This window comes from Oceanobacillus sp. FSL K6-0251, assembly GCF_038004725.1.
Lineage (GTDB): Bacteria > Bacillota > Bacilli > Bacillales > Amphibacillaceae > Oceanobacillus > Oceanobacillus oncorhynchi.
Genome location: NZ_JBBORS010000001.1, coordinates 4,068,444 through 4,084,837, shown reverse-complemented (window position 1 = coordinate 4,084,837; position 16,394 = coordinate 4,068,444). Strand labels below are relative to the sequence as shown.

The 16,394-nt window shown below is 34.2% G+C and carries 13 protein-coding genes; 10 read left to right on the top strand and 3 right to left on the bottom strand.

Translation table 11 applies throughout. From position 1 onward, the window contains the following. Nucleotides 1-44 precede the first annotated feature (44 nt). From MKY45_RS20065 to MKY45_RS20050, 4 genes are read left to right on the top strand one after another with little or no spacing between them, the layout of a single operon-like run. Complete coding sequence (locus tag MKY45_RS20065) at nt 45-959, top strand: carbohydrate ABC transporter permease (RefSeq protein ID WP_256705150.1); 915 nt, start codon at nt 45-47, stop codon at nt 957-959. Next, nucleotides 949-1,773: a carbohydrate ABC transporter permease gene (locus MKY45_RS20060; RefSeq protein WP_256705149.1), complete on the top strand. Its 825-nt coding sequence runs from the start codon at nt 949-951 to the stop codon at nt 1,771-1,773. The genes MKY45_RS20065 and MKY45_RS20060 overlap by 11 nt, the downstream gene beginning before the upstream one ends. A 14-nt stretch (nt 1,774-1,787) precedes the next feature. After that, on the top strand, nt 1,788-2,924 hold the full coding sequence (locus tag MKY45_RS20055) for an ABC transporter ATP-binding protein (RefSeq protein ID WP_341173319.1): 1,137 nt from the start codon (nt 1,788-1,790) through the stop codon (nt 2,922-2,924). Beyond that, entirely contained in the window at nt 2,924-3,724 is an 801-nt protein-coding gene (locus tag MKY45_RS20050) for a sugar phosphate isomerase/epimerase family protein (protein WP_289585025.1), read from the top strand. Before MKY45_RS20055 ends, MKY45_RS20050 begins: the two co-directional genes overlap by 1 nt. 446 nt (nt 3,725-4,170) lie before the next feature. Here the strand turns inward: MKY45_RS20050 and MKY45_RS23330 are convergent, their stop codons facing one another. The 3 genes from MKY45_RS23330 to MKY45_RS20040 all read right to left on the bottom strand — a co-directional run bounded on the left by MKY45_RS23330 (nt 4,171) and on the right by MKY45_RS20040 (nt 6,489). Next, nucleotides 4,171-4,443, bottom strand: a complete 273-nt coding sequence (locus tag MKY45_RS23330) for a transposase domain-containing protein (RefSeq protein WP_445667629.1) — start codon at nt 4,441-4,443, stop codon at nt 4,171-4,173. Between the two features lie 20 nt (nt 4,444-4,463). Continuing rightward, nucleotides 4,464-5,315, bottom strand: coding sequence for a MurR/RpiR family transcriptional regulator (locus MKY45_RS20045; RefSeq protein ID WP_256705146.1), 852 nt, complete (start codon nt 5,313-5,315; stop codon nt 4,464-4,466). Nucleotides 5,316-5,433: 118 nt separating this feature from the next. Next, nucleotides 5,434-6,489, bottom strand: coding sequence for an NAD/NADP octopine/nopaline dehydrogenase family protein (locus MKY45_RS20040; RefSeq protein ID WP_332094455.1), 1,056 nt, complete (start codon nt 6,487-6,489; stop codon nt 5,434-5,436). Nucleotides 6,490-6,584: 95 nt separating this feature from the next. Between MKY45_RS20040 and MKY45_RS20035 the strand changes: the two genes are divergently transcribed. The 6 genes from MKY45_RS20035 to MKY45_RS20010 all read left to right on the top strand — a co-directional run bounded on the left by MKY45_RS20035 (nt 6,585) and on the right by MKY45_RS20010 (nt 16,265). Continuing rightward, a complete protein-coding gene (locus MKY45_RS20035; RefSeq protein WP_341173318.1) occupies nt 6,585-7,616 on the top strand; it encodes an ornithine cyclodeaminase family protein in 1,032 nt (343 codons plus the stop codon). Nucleotides 7,617-7,658: 42 nt separating this feature from the next. Then, nucleotides 7,659-9,071 carry a sodium/glutamate symporter gene (locus MKY45_RS20030; RefSeq protein WP_341173317.1) on the top strand — a complete coding sequence of 471 codons (1,413 nt, stop codon included), beginning with the start codon at nt 7,659-7,661 and terminating at the stop codon, nt 9,069-9,071. 465 nt (nt 9,072-9,536) lie between these two features. Next, nucleotides 9,537-11,591, top strand: a complete 2,055-nt coding sequence (locus MKY45_RS20025) for a hydantoinase/oxoprolinase family protein (RefSeq protein WP_341173316.1) — start codon at nt 9,537-9,539, stop codon at nt 11,589-11,591. Nucleotides 11,592-11,595: 4 nt separating this feature from the next. Then, nucleotides 11,596-13,251, top strand: a complete 1,656-nt coding sequence (locus tag MKY45_RS20020; RefSeq protein ID WP_341173315.1) for a hydantoinase B/oxoprolinase family protein — start codon at nt 11,596-11,598, stop codon at nt 13,249-13,251. 63 nt (nt 13,252-13,314) lie between these two features. After that, on the top strand, nt 13,315-14,292 hold the full coding sequence (locus MKY45_RS20015; RefSeq protein ID WP_289585027.1) for a TAXI family TRAP transporter solute-binding subunit: 978 nt from the start codon (nt 13,315-13,317) through the stop codon (nt 14,290-14,292). Nucleotides 14,293-14,408: 116 nt separating this feature from the next. Then, on the top strand, nt 14,409-16,265 hold the full coding sequence (locus tag MKY45_RS20010; protein WP_341173314.1) for a TRAP transporter permease: 1,857 nt from the start codon (nt 14,409-14,411) through the stop codon (nt 16,263-16,265). Nucleotides 16,266-16,394 lie beyond the last annotated feature (129 nt).

Here is a 16,394-nt window from a genome sequence, read left to right as displayed (position 1 = left end):
CTTCCGATTTCTTTAAAAACTGAAGTAAGTGGAGGAACAATAAAATGAGTTCGTTAACTGTGGCAAAGGGAAAACTGCATATTAACAGAGAGAATGCGTTTGGTTACTTATTGCTCATCCCTTCTATTATTATTTTTGCTGTTTTTACTTTTTGGCCATTTATCTACACCATATATTTAAGTTTTTTTGAATGGAATATGATTAGTCCCACTAAAGAGTTTGTTGGGTTAAAAAACTATACGGAAGTTCTTAGCGATCCAAGGACCTATCGTATCTTAGGAAATACGTTCCTCTACATTGTATTACTGTTAATCATTAATTGCGTCATTCCATATATTTTTGCATTTGTGATTGATCTTGTACTGCGTAAATATAAAAACTTTTATAAAGGTGCCTTGTTTTTACCAGCATTTATTTCGCTTGTAGTAGGCTCTATTTTATTCACTTGGATATTAAATCCGGTTTCAGGTCCTGTAGCTATTTTATTTAACTGGTTTGGTTTGGAAATTCCTAATTGGACAAAGGCAGAAGGCTGGATCATTGTTGTGTTGAGTTTGATTACATCCTGGAAGGTTTTTGGATACAATTTCATCCTTTTATATGCATCCATTAATGGGATATCCAGAGAAATCATTGAAGCAGCAAGGATGGATAACGTTTCGCTCGTACGTATATTCTTCCAAATTATTTTGCCGATGAGTAGTGCAACAGGGATATATGTATTTATTATCACCATTGTTCAGAGCTTGCAATATGTGTTTACCCCCGTAAAAGTTATTTCACAAGGCGGTCCGGATTACGCGAGTTCTAATTTGATTTATCATGCTTACCATGAAGCTTTTGTTGTTTATCGTACAGGGCATTCAGCAGCTATATCTATTATTACCATGGCGTTATTTTTATTACTGCTGTTTCTTGAATTTAGATATGTAGAGCGGGGGATTTATTATGAAAATTAATCGGCGTGTAGAAAATGTTTGGCATATTATTTTCATAATAACAATCCTGATTATGATTTTACCAGTTATCTATGCGGTTGGGATGTCTTTTAAACCATTACAGGATGCGTATAATAACGTTCTAAATATCATTCCAATCCATGCCACTTTGGAAAATTATATAACGTTATTTGATACGTTGCCGATTTTTCAAATTACATGGAATACATTTGTAGTTGCTACAGTTGCTACCATTTTTAAATTAGTTACCGCCTTTTTAGCAGCGTATGCTTTTGTTTATTTTTCGTTTAAAGGAAAAGAGATCCTGTATTTTCTATTAATTGGTACCATTTTTATACCTTTTACCGTAACGATGATACCAAACTATCTAATCATTTCAAATTTAGGAATGCTTGATAATGTTTGGGGGGTTATTCTTCCACAGTTGGCAGATGCCGTGGGGATTTTCCTGATTCGCCAATCGATGAAAAATATTCCCCTTTCTCTGATTGAAGTATCGAGGCTGGATAATATGAGCCATGGAAGAATTATGAAAGATATTGTATTGCCGCTCGTGCGTCCAGCTGTCACTTCGGTAGGTATTTGGTTCTTTATTAGTACATGGAATGAGTTTGTATGGCCTGTGCTTATTTTAAAGACAACAGAGAATTTTACGTTGCCTTTAGCGTTGCAAATGTTCATTAGCTCTGAAGGTGGAACTAATTTCACCGTTGCAATGGCCGTATCCGTGATTACAATGATTATTCCACTTATTTTATATTTGTCATTCCAAAAGTATATTATTGGAACGTTTACGTCATCTGGTATTAAGTAATGGAGGGGAATGCAGTGAAGGAAATAAAATTTGAGAATGTAAGGAAGGTATATGGTGACACAGAAGTAGTAAAGGATTTGAATTTTACGGTGAGAGAAGGAGAACGATTAATCTTGCTCGGTCCTTCTGGATGCGGGAAGTCAACTATATTAAGAATGATTGCTGGGCTGGAAGAAATAACGTCAGGAAATTTATATATGAATGGACAAAGGATAAACGATACGCCAAGTGGAAAACGAAATGTTTCAATGGTATTCCAAAATTACGCTTTATATCCGCATATGACCGTGAAACAGAATATCATGTATGCCTTGAAAGTCAAAAAGGTTGAAAAGAAAGAAATAAAACGGCGGCTTGATTTTGTACTAGAAATGCTCCAACTGAAAGGGTATGAAAATCGTTTGCCAAAACAGCTTTCAGGTGGGCAACGACAACGGGTAGCGCTGGCTCGTGCAACGGTGAATAGAAGTGATTTTTTCCTTCTGGATGAACCATTATCTAATTTAGATGCGCAGCTTCGGGTTTCTGCACGTAAGGAGCTGATGAAAATTCATGAAATGTTTGGCCAGACCATTGTTTATGTAACACATGATCAGATAGAAGCAACCACATTTGCTGATCGGATTGTGCTGATGTACAACGGGGAATTACAAATGATCGATACACCTGATAATGTATATCATCGGCCTGCTAATGTATTTACTGCTAAATTTATTGGTTCTCCACCAGCAAATATTTTGAATATAGAATATGACCATGGCGCAGTCAATATAGGGAGTCAATCTTTCTTACTAAATGAGATGTGGAAACAGTATGTGAACCAGACAGGAACGAATCAGCTACTATTCGGTATTCGACCAGAACATATTGAATTATCACCTGTATCTTCTCAAAAAGGAGTTCGGGGCCAAGTGAAATATATTGAAAATCAGGGGAATAACTATGGTGTATATATAAATGTGGAAGGACAGGAAATTATCGCAATGAGTGAGAGTAAGAATTGGACACAAGGCCAGAATGTATATGTTTGTCCTGTTATGGAGAAAATTCATTTCTTTGATAAAGACACGAAAAGAAATATTGGTTATCCCCAAGGGTTAGAAATGGAAGATGATAACACATATTCTAATGAGAGAAAGGTGAATGTATAATGAATAATCAAATCACATACTCTGATTTAATTTTATTGAATGAGGATATTCTAACAAACGCTCATGAATTGATTGATTGTGGGGCGGATAAGATTGAATTGATGATGGATGGACATGCTTGGAATGATATGGAAGATATTTTTGAAGTACTGGCAGAAGAATTAAGAAAACTTCCTGTCGATTTTAGTGTTCATCCTCCAGCTTGGGATATTAATTTAACAAGTGAAAATAAAGCTGTTAGAAAGACGGCATTTGATGAATATAAAAAAGCAATTGAATTTGCCGGAATGATTGGTGCGAAACATGTAGTGATTCATCCAGGGTTTTGCTTTTCTCCAGTTTTTGATAAAAAGCAGGCACAACAGCGATCTGCTGCATATATCAAACAATTATGTGATATTGCCAAACCTTTGGATGTGCATCTTGCTGTTGAAAATGTCGGTTATCAAGGGAGCGCTCTTTTTAGCGAAGAGGAATTTGGTCATTTTCTAGACGAGATAGATGATACAGCGGGCTATTTAATTGATATTGGACATGCCCAGTTGGATAATTGGAATATACCTAAAGTTATCCATACTGTAAAAGGTAGATTATTAGGGCTTCATATTCACGATAATTTTGGAGAAGCAGATGAACATCTCCCAATTGGAAAGGGAAAAATCAATTGGGATGACATTTTAGATGCTTTAAATGATATTCATCCAGACTGTGAATTGATTTTAGAATATGCACCAGGAACACCTTTAGAACATCTTCGTCATGGGAAGGCATTTTTGAAACAAAAACATATTGTAGGTTAAAAAGAAAACAGAATATAAAAGGCGAATGATAAACGAAGAAGGTATTATTATTCGCTTTTTTATATAAGCTAATAAGAAGATATTCTGTTACAGCTCTTGTTACTTATTGATATCATGATAACCCTAACAATGCCAATTTTGCCTCCGTATATTGATGAAAAACTTATGTTTAAAAGGAAGTTAAATGAAAATATTGGAAATTATGTAATTTGGTATACACCCCCTTTAATTTTACGGGGTATCCTGCATTGACAATGCCATCTGGAATGAAAGAAGATGACTTGTCAGTGGAATTTCAGATGATTGCGGTAAGCGGGAAATAATATGACGCAATGATAAATAGCCCTAAAAGGAGTAAACTTTTTGTAAAGAAGCTCCTTTTAAGGCTGTTATGCTCGTTTTATATGTTTGAAAAGTGGCTTCACTTTGGCTTGGATATAAGCACTTCACGGAAAATAGTTTTCCCATTGTTCCGAATGAAAAATATCAAGCTGAGGAAGTTCTGTAAATAAAACGGTTAAGTATTCAAATGGATTAATTCCATTTTCTTTAGCTGTTTGGATGATACAATACCCAATGGTGTTCGCTGGAGCTCCAGCCATCCTGGTAGAAAAATACCAGTTTTTGCGTCCGAAGGTGACGGCCCGAATGAAACGACCTGCGAGATTATTACTTATGAAAAGGCGTCCGTTTGTTAAAAAGCGTTGAAGAGATATCAACGCTAAGAAAAGTATTTTGTTTATTCTGTTATGCCAAATCGTTCATTAAATAATTTAGTGTCCTCAATATACTTCAATAATTCGCTTTTATTATTTTCAGTAATTAAATAAATAAGTATATCAATGATAAAAACTGTCCCCAGATGTGAATTAGAATAAGAATAGGAATGGATACTAGTTAATAATAAAAGGTCTGCATTTTGTCCAATATTATGGGATCGTGAATTTGTAATTGCAACTTGAGGAATTGCTTTTTCTTTTAGAAAGTCACTGTATAATCGCATTCTTTTAGAATATGAAGGAATAGATATAAAGATTACTAAATCATCTTTTGTTAAACCTCGTATATAATCTAACGCTTCTACAGATTCTCCGTCTATGAGGTTGGACTTAGAAAATACTTCATTTAAATGAACATTTAACATAGCAGCTGGACCGTAAGAATTTTGTCTTGCTAGTATCAAAATCTTTTTTGCATCTACTATTTTATTCATGAAATTAACAAATGTATCCAATGAATTTTTATTAAATACTTCGTCGATATTTTTAATTGATTTATTATATATCTTTAAAAGATCTTTATTATGATTTTTAAAATCTACTTTGTCATTATTAATAATTTCATCTTTTGGATTTGCGAGTCTAGATTTAAGGATTACCTGTAATTCTTTCTGAAATTGGGGGAAGCCCGAATAGCCCAAATCCTGAGAAAATCGAACAACAACTGATTCACTAACGTCAGCACTTCTAGCAACTTTTGAAGCAGGCAAAAAAGCTGCCTCTAGCCAGTTATCCAGGATATAATATGCTACTCTTTTTTTCGCGCCACTTAAAGTATCTAAGGAATTTTGTATTTTCTCAAACAATGACATATTTCTCTCTCCAGTTAGTTTATGATTTTGAATTTCTTTTCTATTTAACCATATCATAATTTGAATAAGTATTGATTAATAAATTAAAATTATTCGATAGTTAAGATTAATAAATGCTTTATTTAGTAGGTGTGGTGCGTAAAGAATTTAATTTCATATGTTCTATTCGCCTTCCATTACAAATAAAGTCATAATTATATAACTTTGATGCTGTATTGACAATAGAATCGATTAAAGGGGTTTTTATGTTAGCTAACTTTGCAAGCTCCCTCATAGGTACCAAGCTCATTGGTATATCCTCCATAACATACCTTGAATGAATATCAGTTGGAGCAGAAATATCTTTATAACTGTTATTCAATTGAATTGCCTCATACAATGTTTTTCCGTTAACTTCGTAATTAAAGTTAACCCATTCTTTTGCAGATTGGATATCCAAGCCAAATCCTTGTGCTATAGTCAATCTCTCTTTATCAAGTGATTCCAATAATTTGGAAATTGATGGCGTGATACCTTCATGGTAATACTTAAAATTCTCTTTACATTCTATTCTTGTTAAATTAAATAAAAATGGCACAGGATGAAAAATAGCTCCTATATTGCTCAGACTAGTTGTTATAACGCTTTCGCTATTATGGAAATAAGGAAGATAATTATTTACCTGATCCGTTATTTTCTGGGACATGGATGTAGGGATTGAGGCAAGGCCTACACTTTTCTTTACTCCATGAATTTTTATTTCTGTTGGATTATCTTTTCTAGCAGCAAATAGCATTGTTTCTGCCTCAGCGATTATATTTTCTTTTCTTTTTGAAGTAAAAATATTTTTAAATTCTAATGCGCCTCCAGTCCTGCCGGGATGCAATACAACAATTTGATTCTCTATAATAGTTTCTGATAACTCTATTGCAATTGAATGATGGGCAAAAGCAGGAACTACAACAAATATAAAATTCATGTCAATAAGAGTTTCTTTTAGGTTATTTGATACGAAATTAAACCTAAGTTTTTTTGTTCTCCCATTTGAAATCATTGTTATCTCGTTATTGTTTTCTTGAATAGGATTGATAGCGCTATCAAATTTATCATATAAATTAACTTTTATACCCCTTTCAATTAATTTTGCACCAAAAGCAAGACCGCCATTTCCAGCCCCTATAATGAGAACTCCCATTCTTCTTTTCCTCCTTTGCAAAAAATATTGTTGCTTAGCAAGAATAATTGTGATAATTTAAATTATATATTAATTCTGAAAAGGAGGAAAGTATTTTGAAAACAAATTTATTAATTTTAAACCAAGAAGAAGTTAAAAGAAGTGGTGGTGAGGACATATCTCTTGCTATTAAAACGATGGAAGAAGTTTTTTCATTGCATCAAAAAGGAGAGTATGTACTACCAAATAAAAATGTATTGCGTTGGGGGGATATAGAAACGGAGACTACAAGAGGCAGAATAAATTCAATGCCAGCAGCAATCGAAGGAGATTTTAATTCAGTAGGTATAAAATGGATTTCCAGTTCGCCAACAAATCCTGATAAATATGGGTTGCCAAGAGCATCTGGGATTATAATATTAAATGATTATGAGACATTATTTCCTAAGGCAATTATGGATGGAATGTTGCTAAGTGCAATGAGGACTGGAGCAAATTCAGGGGTAGCCGCTAAACATTTAGCAAAGAAAAATTCTAAAGTATTAGGTTTAATTGGAGCTGGGGCGCAAAATAAAACACAGCTTTTAGCAATGAAACATGTTTTAGAAGATTTATCTGAAGTAAAAATAAATGACTTAAATATTGAACGTGCAAAGCAATTTGCAGAGGAAATGAGTGAAAAAATTAATTTACCAATAACTGTAGTTAATACAGCTGAAGAAGCTGTTAGAGGATCAGATGTATTTATAACAGCTACTGTTTCAAAGGTTCCGATAGTGAAATATGAATGGATTGAAAAAGGAGCATTATATTTACATGTAGGAAGTCATGAATGTGAATTTGAAGTTATAGATAAAGCAGATAAGATTGTTGTAGATGATTGGGAAGAACTTAAGCATCGAGGAGTAGAATCTATTTCTATTATGTATGCAGAAGGAAAGTTTGAAGAAAATAAAATACATGCTCAACTGGGTGAGGTGGTTAATGCCGTAAAATCATCAAGGACAAGTGATGAGGAATTTATTTATTTTAATAGTGTTGGAATGGGTATTCAGGATGTAGCGTTAGCATCTGTGATTTATGAGAAAGCAATACAAGAAAATATAGGTACTAATTTTGATATGTGGGGAAACCCTACTTTGGTGTGAATTTGTAAGGGTTTACATTAGTTGTGAGAGGGAGGGAAAAGGATGATACCAACAGAAGCTATAACGTCAGAAAATCTTAATAGCTTATTATTTTATTTTACAGTTATGGGGCTGCTATTAGTATTAGCTATATTCGTAAGATTAAAGATAAAAATATTTAAAAAGTATTTTATTCCAGCATCATTAATAGCAGGGATTTTGGGTTTGTTTTTAGGTCCTTACGGTGCTAAATTGTTTTCGGAAGAAATGGTTAGCACATGGGGAGCATTAGCAGGAATATTGATATCAGTTGTTTTTGCTCCAATGCTTATTGGAATGAAAAAAGAGAAACAAGATGGTACAGGGAAATTGATTGCAAGACATTTAATATATAGCTATACGGGTAGTTTATTACAAATATCCATCCCATTGATAGTAGCTTCATTAATTTTAATTCCATTATTTGATTTAAATGAAATGTTTGCTTCGATAATTGAAGTAGGATGGGCTGGCGGTCATGGAACAGCAGCCGGTATGATTGAAGTATATAATGATCTGGGATGGACTGATGGAGCATCATTAGGCGTTACGGCGGCTACTTTTGGAATCATAATAGGTATAATTTCGGGAGTAATAATGATAAACCATGGTGTAAGAAAAGGATACACTTCGATTATAAAAAAATCGGAAGAATTGAGTGGAAGTAACGACAGTGATGTAATACCAATAAAAGCTCAAAAGTCAAACTCTGTAAATACTTTAAACCCGGATTTAGTAGAGAGTTTTGCTTTTCATGCAGGTCTTATTTCAATTGCAATTCTTATTGGATGGTTTATCCAACAAACAATTGCCTTATATATTCCTGGTATACCTCTTTTCCCTCTTGCAATGATTGGAGGACTTATAGTTAATTTAGTTATTTCAAAAACGAAGTATGTCGATATGATAGACGTTAATACCCTGAATAGAATTCAGGGTATCGCATTAGATTTTTTAGTGTTAGGAGCAGTAGCTTCCATTCAAATTCCAATTGTATTAGAGTTTGCTGTGCCGTTAGCAATTATAACAATTATAACGGTGGCTGTTATGATTTGGTACTTTTATTTTCTTGGAAAAAGATTTTTTCCTAAAGATTGGTTTGAAAATTCGATAGTACATTATGGAGCATATTCCGGAGTGACAGCTATTGGTTTAATGTTATTAAGAACCGTAGACCCAGAAATGAAAACGGATGCTGCTAAAGGTTTTGCATTAAGAGCTCCATTTTATAGTCCGATCTTAGGCGGGGGATTAATAACTTCTATCATTCCAGTGCTCATGTTAAATAGCAGCTCATTAATAATAGGGGTATCGGCTTTAGGTATATTAGTATTGTTACTTGTTGTGAGTAAATTATTTGGATTATTTGAAAAACCTCAATCTCCTCAATCTAATGAGGAAAAAGTATCTTCTCAATCAAAGAGAGATATTGTCTAACTATATAACTGATATAGGGCGTGAATGGATATGGTATAAGCTATAGAGATGAAAATATTTAAGTATACGCGCGTTTACTTTACAAGATAATCTTTTTAAGATAATAAGTTAGTAGTTTGGGGCTAGAAAGTACGGTGAAGGAACAGTGATATAAAGAATCATTTTACACAATAGCAACATTTAGTGTTGTTAAGCAATATATATTGTTGTATTATGAACTGTAACATATTAACTCAATGAAGTTGGGGAGTACAAACAGCAATGTGTTTATCTATATAGGCAGCGTTGATTAAGGGATTTAAGATGTAATCAACTCTTATATATCACTAAGCTAAAGAGACAAATAGAAGCCAAAAAGGGAACCTACTAGAAAAACTTATTATTAATTAACGTAAATCTGGTTATTTTTAAAAAAATATATTGTTAGCGTTTACAATCGATGAGTATAAAAGAGGAGGAAGAATTTTGGGATATAGAATAGGAATAGATGTAGGAGGAACTTTTACTGATGTTTGTATTTTTGATGAACAGTCTGGAAAAATATTAATCTATAAGCTATCTTCTACAAATAAAGACCCCTCTACGGCTATTATAGATGGTATTAATACAATTATGGAAGAAAACAATTTATTAAAAAGTGATATTAATTATCTTGTTCATGGAACAACAGTAGGGACGAATGCTGCGATTCAAAGGACAGGTGCTAAAACTGGTTTATTAACTACATCAGGCTTTCGAGACATCGTAGAAATTGCTCGACAAACGCGACCATCTTTATATGATTTGACAGAAGATAAACCAGAACAGCTTATTAAAAGAAGGCTCCGGAAAGAAGTGGATGAGAGAATACTGCATGATGGAAGTATTTATAAAAAAATTGATGTCGAGGAAGCTAAAAAAACTGTGACTGAGCTAATAGAAGAGGGTATAGAGTCTATCGCGGTTTGTTTTTTACATTCTTATATAAACCCTGAACATGAAAAAGTTATTAAAAATATTATCAATGAAACGTACCCCAATGTATTTGTGTCAATATCTAGCGAAGTATTACCCGAGTATAGAGAGTATGAACGTTTAAGCACAACCATTCTTAACAGTTATATAGGTCCAGTTGTTAGTGATTATATTAATAGATTTGAAAATAATTTAAAAAATAATGGGATAGATGTAAATCCTTATATTAGTCAATCAAGTGGTGGAACGATGTCTACTTCCACAACGAAAAAAAATCCGGTACGTACTGCTTTATCAGGTCCTAGTGCTGGGGTTTCTGGCGCTATTTATGTCTCCGAGTTAGCTGGTTTTGAAAATATTATTACATTAGATATGGGAGGGACAAGTACCGATGTTTGTTTGATTCAAGATTTAAAGGCTAATAGTGCTACTGGCAAAAAAGTGGCTGGTTTTCCAGTAAACTTACCTATGATAGATATTCATGCGGTAGGTGCAGGAGGCGGAAGTATTGCTTGGATTGATAGTGGTGGAGTACTTAAAGTTGGTCCACACAGCGCCGGGGCTGAGCCAGGTCCTGTAAGTTATGGATTGGGTGGTGAAGAGCCTACAGTAACTGACGCAAATATACTATTGAGAAGATTAAATCCTAAAGAAATATTAGGCGGGAAAATGAAGGTCGACTCAGCAGGAGCTCATCAAGCTGTAGATAATAAATTAGCCAAACCGCTAAATATGGAAAATAATGAGGTTGCTCAAGGAATAATTAAAGTAATTAATTCAAATATCATGAGGGCTGTTCGAGTTGTTTCAGTTGAACGTGGACATAATCCTAGAGACTTTACGTTGGTGGCATATGGCGGGGCTGGGCCATTACATGCGGTTGATGTTGCAAGAGAGCTCGGTATGAAAACAGTTTTAATACCAGAAAGTCCCGGGATTTTATGCGCTCTCGGATTATTAGTTGCAGATTTAAAAATGGATTATGTACAAACAAAAATAATGATGGCTGATTCAACCAACTTAAATGATATTCAAATAGAATTAAAAAAACTAGATAGTAAAGCCGGTAAATGGTTTGAAAAAGAAAACATTGAAGAAAGCCATAGAATTGTTAACCGTTCATTAAACATGCGTTATAAAGGACAGAATTATGAATTATCGGTTCAACTTACAGGTGAACTCGAGAACGAAGCTCAACTTAATCAAATAATTGATCGTTTTCATAAGACCCATGAAAAAAGATATGGTTATGCAAATTATAAGGAAGAAGTTCAAATCGTAAATTTTCGAACGGTCGTTTCAGCTGAAAAAAAGAAAGTCTCTTTGAAAAAATATAAAACGGATTCAGAGTCAGGAAAGGGCATAGTAGACAAAAGGAATGTTTATTTTGAGGAGTGCGATGGATATGTAGAAACAAATATATATGACCGAAATTTAATTGGTGTTGGTGAAGAAATACAAGGGCCATGTATTATTGAACAGCTTGATTCAACGATTGTTGTTCCACCCAATGTCACTGCCAAAATGGATGAATATAGAAATATTATTCTAAATATAGGAGGTTAGAAGATTGGGTAAAAAAACTATAGATCCGATTATGATTGAAGTATTAAGTAATGCTTTACTTTCCGTCGCAGAAGAAATGGGGGTTACATTAGTAAAAACATCGTATTCTACTAATATTAAAGAGAGGAAAGATTCCTCTACAGCTATTTTTAATGAAAAAGGTGAAACTATTGCCCAGGCTGCAGCAATACCTATTCATCTTGGCTCTATGCTGGGCATTTGTAAAGAAATTCTAAAGAAATTTGATTTGGAGGATATTCATCCTGGAGATATGTTTATTGCAAACGATCCATATAATGGCGGGGGCACTCATCTTCCGGATATAACTATCGCAGAGCCTGTATTTAGTAATGGTAAGATAATAGCCTTTGTCGCTAATATAGCGCATCATTCTGACGTTGGAGGAATGGTTGCTGGAAGCTCTTCTGGTAATTGTACAAGCATTTTCCAAGAAGGTATTCGTATTCCGCCAGTTAAGTTAATTGAGAGAGGGGAGTTATCTCAATCTATTATTGATATGATTTTACTAAATTGCAGGATCCCCAAAGAAAGACTTGGAGATATAAAAGCTCAAATTGCTTCTAACAAATTAGGGAGTAAGAGAGTTAATGAACTTGTAACTAGATATGGGTTGGATGAATACCAAAGTAGTTTAGATGAATTATTATTATACACGGAAAGAAAGGTAAAAGAAGGTATTAAGAAAATACCTAATGGAACATATGAATTTATAGATTATTTAGATGACGATGGGATAAATTTAAATACTAAGATTCCTATTAAAGTTAGAATTATTGTCGATAATGAATTCATTCATTTGGATTTTACAGGAACAAGCAAACAGGTCACAGGAGGAATTAATGTTGTATATACAGCGTTATTAGCTACTATTTACTATGCGTTAAAGGTAGTGATTGATCCAACTATTCCTTCAAATTCAGGATACTATGGAGCAATAAAAGTTACAGCTCCGGAAGGAACAATCGTTAACGCTGTTTCACCTGCTCCTGTTGGTGGAAGAACAGATGCTTGTCAAAGAATTGTTGATGTTATCTTTGGAGCTCTCTCCGAAGCGGTGCCTGAGAAAGTTGTAGCTGGTTGTAATAGTGCTGTTACAACAGTATTATTTTCAGGATATGATAATGAAAGAGATAAATATTTTGTTTATCCAGAGTCAATAGGAGGAGGGTTAGGCGCGAGGCATAATAAAGATGGTTTAGATGGAGTCCACGTGCATGTTACGAATTCATCTAATCTTCCTATAGAATCTATGGAAATGGAATATCCTTTACTTCTTGATAAATTTGAATTACGAAACGATTCAGGTGGTGCAGGTAAATTCAGGGGCGGTCTTGGAATTAGAAGGGACTATAAAGTACTGAATGATGTTGATTTTGCCACTCATGGTGATAGGCAAGTCATTCCTCCCTGGGGGCTATTTGGAGGCAGAGAAGGGCAATGTGGAGAGTTTGTTATTAATCCAGATACTAAAAACGAGAAGAAATTAGAAACTGGCAAGGTTTCTGATGTCTCTTTAAAATCTGGAGATATTTTGAGTGTACGAACTCCAGGTTCTGGCGGTTATGGAAATCCGGAAGAAAGGGATAAGGAATTGCAGGCAGAAGATGCTTTAGAGGGGAAAGTCACTAATGATGTTTAGAAAATTGTTAATATGCAGATAACCCTAATAAAAACTACTTTAAATCAATTTGGAGGTAAGTGAATGAAGCGGATAATTTTATTAATTATTACTATATCCTTAACCCTAATTGTTGCTAGCTGTTCTAATGATTCTGAAGGTTCTTCAGGTATGTCAAATAATTTATCGATTGCTGCAGGTACAATAGGGGGAGGCTTTCATTCTGGTGCAACTGCTGTCTCTAGTGTTATTAATGATAATATCGAAGGAGTTCAGGCAAATGTCGAGGTCACTGGGTCATCTGTAAATAATGTTGAACTTTTACAAGCTGGTGAAGTAGACCTTGCTTTTTCTTCAACCGAAGTTGCATGGGAGGCTTATCATGGTAAATTTACCTTTGAAGGAAATTCTCATGAAAAATTAAGAACTCTTTTGCCCGGATGGCCGGGGGTATGGATGTTTGTCACTTTGGAAGGAAACGGAATTGATTCTATACATGATTTGAATGGAAAAAGTTATAGTTCTGGTCCAAAAGGGAGTGGTAATGAAGTATTTGCAAGTAGGGTATTTAATACCTTTGGGATTAAACCAGATATACAAAACTTACCGACCTCTGATGCAGCGGATGCTTTAAAGGATGGTCTTATAGATGGTTTTTCAATAGCGTGGCCTTCAGAAGCAATTACTGAATTAGAAACTAGTGAAGAGGTGAAGATTGTTACTTTATCTGAGGAAGAAAATGAAGCATTTTTAGAGGAAAATCCCCCTTATCCTATTTTATCTATTCCTCCAGATGTTTATAATGCAGTACCTGATGGTAGAGAGGCGCTTGGATTATACAATTTATTGCTAGTTAGTCAAGATATATCTGAAGAGCAAGTATATAATCTTCTAGAAACTATCTATGAAAATGAGTCACAAATTGAGCAAACATGGCCACAGATGGCAAGTGGTATGTTATATGAAAACGTAGAAGAAACTACAATTCCATATCATCCTGGAGCAGTTAAGTACTTTGAAGACCAAGGCATAGAAATTCCTGAAGACTTGAAACCGGAATAAATAAAAGATAAGTAAAAGGTTCCTCTCTTTTAGAAGGAGGAACCTTAATATAATTTGATTAAAGTATTATAAGGGGTATTTTACTACTAAAATATGTGAACAGGTGGTGAAAGAGCTTGAATTTTATAATTAAGGTAATAGGAATTTCCTTGCCAATTTTAATTGTGTGGTCATTAAATTTTAATCCTTTATCGCCAAGTCTTTTCCGACCATTAATTATCCTTTTGTCTGCTGTATTAATTTTTGGAATATTTAAATCTAAATATCGTTGGCTTGATATTTCTTTAATGATAATATCAGTTGTTACTTTTTGCTATGCTATTCAAGAAGTCGAGGGAATATTAGGAAGGGGAGGAATTCATACAACAACTTTAAATTTAATATTTGGAACATTAGCTATTTTGTTAGTTTTGGAGATAACCCGCAGAACGGTAGGAATCGCTCTTCCGATAGTAACAATAGCATTTCTTTTATATGCTCTATTTGGTGAATTCATACCGGGAAATCTAGGTCATGGTGGATATTCTTATAACAGAATCATTACTACTCTGTTTACTTATGATGGTATGTTCGGTACCCCAATCGCAGTAACGGTAACATTTGTGGCGATGTTTATCGTATTTGCAGCAATTTTAAATTTAACCGGTGTAGGAGATGTATTCTTAAATCTGTCCAAATCTGTAGCTGGCAGTTATCGAGGAGGACCAGCAAAAATGGCAACAATTGCTAGCGGTTTGTTTGGAAGTATATCCGGAAGTGCAGTTGCAAATGTAGCAGCAACTGGATCTCTAACAATTCCTATGATGAAAAGATTGGGTTATAGTAAGACATATTCAGGTGCAATAGAAGCAGCAGCATCAACTGGTGGTCAATTTATGCCACCTGTAATGGCAGCAGGCGCCTTTCTTATGGCGGAAATTTTAGGTGTTCCGTATTTAGAGGTAATGTATGCGGCCTTGATTCCATCGATTATATTTTTTGTTACTATTTGGTTTTCTATAGATTTTCGTTCCGCTAAGCTAGGATTGAAAGGGCTGTCTAAAGATGAAATTCCGAGTTGGAGAAAACTTTTAATAAATAGCGGTTATCTATTAACTCCGCTTGTTATTTTAATAATTATGTTGGTAGTCTTTCAGTATTCACCAATTAGAGCAGCATTTTATTCCTTAATCAGTTCAATAATTTTAAGTTTTATTAAGAAGGAGACAAGACCTAACTTAAAAACTTTAGGTAATTCTCTTTTTGAAGCTTCAAAAGGACTTATTAGTATCGTTGCTCCGGTAGCTGCAGCCGGATTAGTGATTGGGGTCATAGGTTTAACAGGACTAGGTGGCAAAGTTGCGAGTTTGGTTATTGGTATGTCTGGCGAGAGTATTTTGCTGGCTCTTGTATTATCAATGATTACAGCCATCATTTTTGGTATGGGATTACCTACTACCGTATCCTATTTATTAGTAGTATCCATTCTAGCACCTGTTTTATCAGAATTAGGAGTAATTCCAATAGCAGCTCACTTGTTTATCTTTTATTTTGCTAGTTTATCTGGAATTACTCCACCAGTAGGATTAGCAGCATTTACTGGAGCAAATATTGCTGGATCACCTCCTATTAGAACAGCGTTTATGGCTAGTAGATTGGCTATTGCTGCATTCATACTGCCGTTCCTGTTCGTATTTAATAATTCATTACTGATGATGGGGAACTGGTTTGATATTATACTTAGTGCTATTACCGCAATCATTTCAGTAATGGCTTTAGCTGCAGCTTTAGAAGGTTGGTTTATAACTAATCTCAACGTATGGGAGAGAATCTTTTTACTAATGGTTGCATTTTTGCTTATTTACCCATCTTATGTAACAGATATTTTAGGGGTCCTTGCGATCTTAGGAGTGTTTTTATATAAGAAGAATCATAATAAACAAAAGAAGGAAGATATTGGTGAGATAGATGATTCTTATTCTGTGAATAAATAAGATAGAATATTATAATTTGGGGATAAGCTATAGTTAATAGTTTCGCTTCAACGATAAATATTTTCTTTAAGGAGCTTAATTAGGAGCTTAATTAACTGTAAATGGAAATAAGTATGAAAAACCAATCTT

Bases quoted from the DNA above. Each gene is read 5' to 3' on its own strand.
- MKY45_RS20065 (WP_256705150.1), top strand. From the start codon at position 45: ATGAGTTCGTTAACTGTGGCAAAGGGAAAACTGCATATTAACAGAGAG.
- MKY45_RS20060 (WP_256705149.1), top strand. From the start codon at position 949: ATGAAAATTAATCGGCGTGTAGAAAATGTTTGGCATATTATTTTCATA.
- MKY45_RS20050 (WP_289585025.1), top strand. From the start codon at position 2,924: ATGAATAATCAAATCACATACTCTGATTTAATTTTATTGAATGAGGAT.
- MKY45_RS20045 (WP_256705146.1), bottom strand. From the start codon at position 5,315: ATGTCATTGTTTGAGAAAATACAAAATTCCTTAGATACTTTAAGTGGC.
- MKY45_RS20040 (WP_332094455.1), bottom strand. From the start codon at position 6,489: ATGGGAGTTCTCATTATAGGGGCTGGAAATGGCGGTCTTGCTTTTGGT.
- MKY45_RS20030 (WP_341173317.1), top strand. From the start codon at position 7,659: ATGATACCAACAGAAGCTATAACGTCAGAAAATCTTAATAGCTTATTA.
- MKY45_RS20015 (WP_289585027.1), top strand. From the start codon at position 13,315: ATGAAGCGGATAATTTTATTAATTATTACTATATCCTTAACCCTAATT.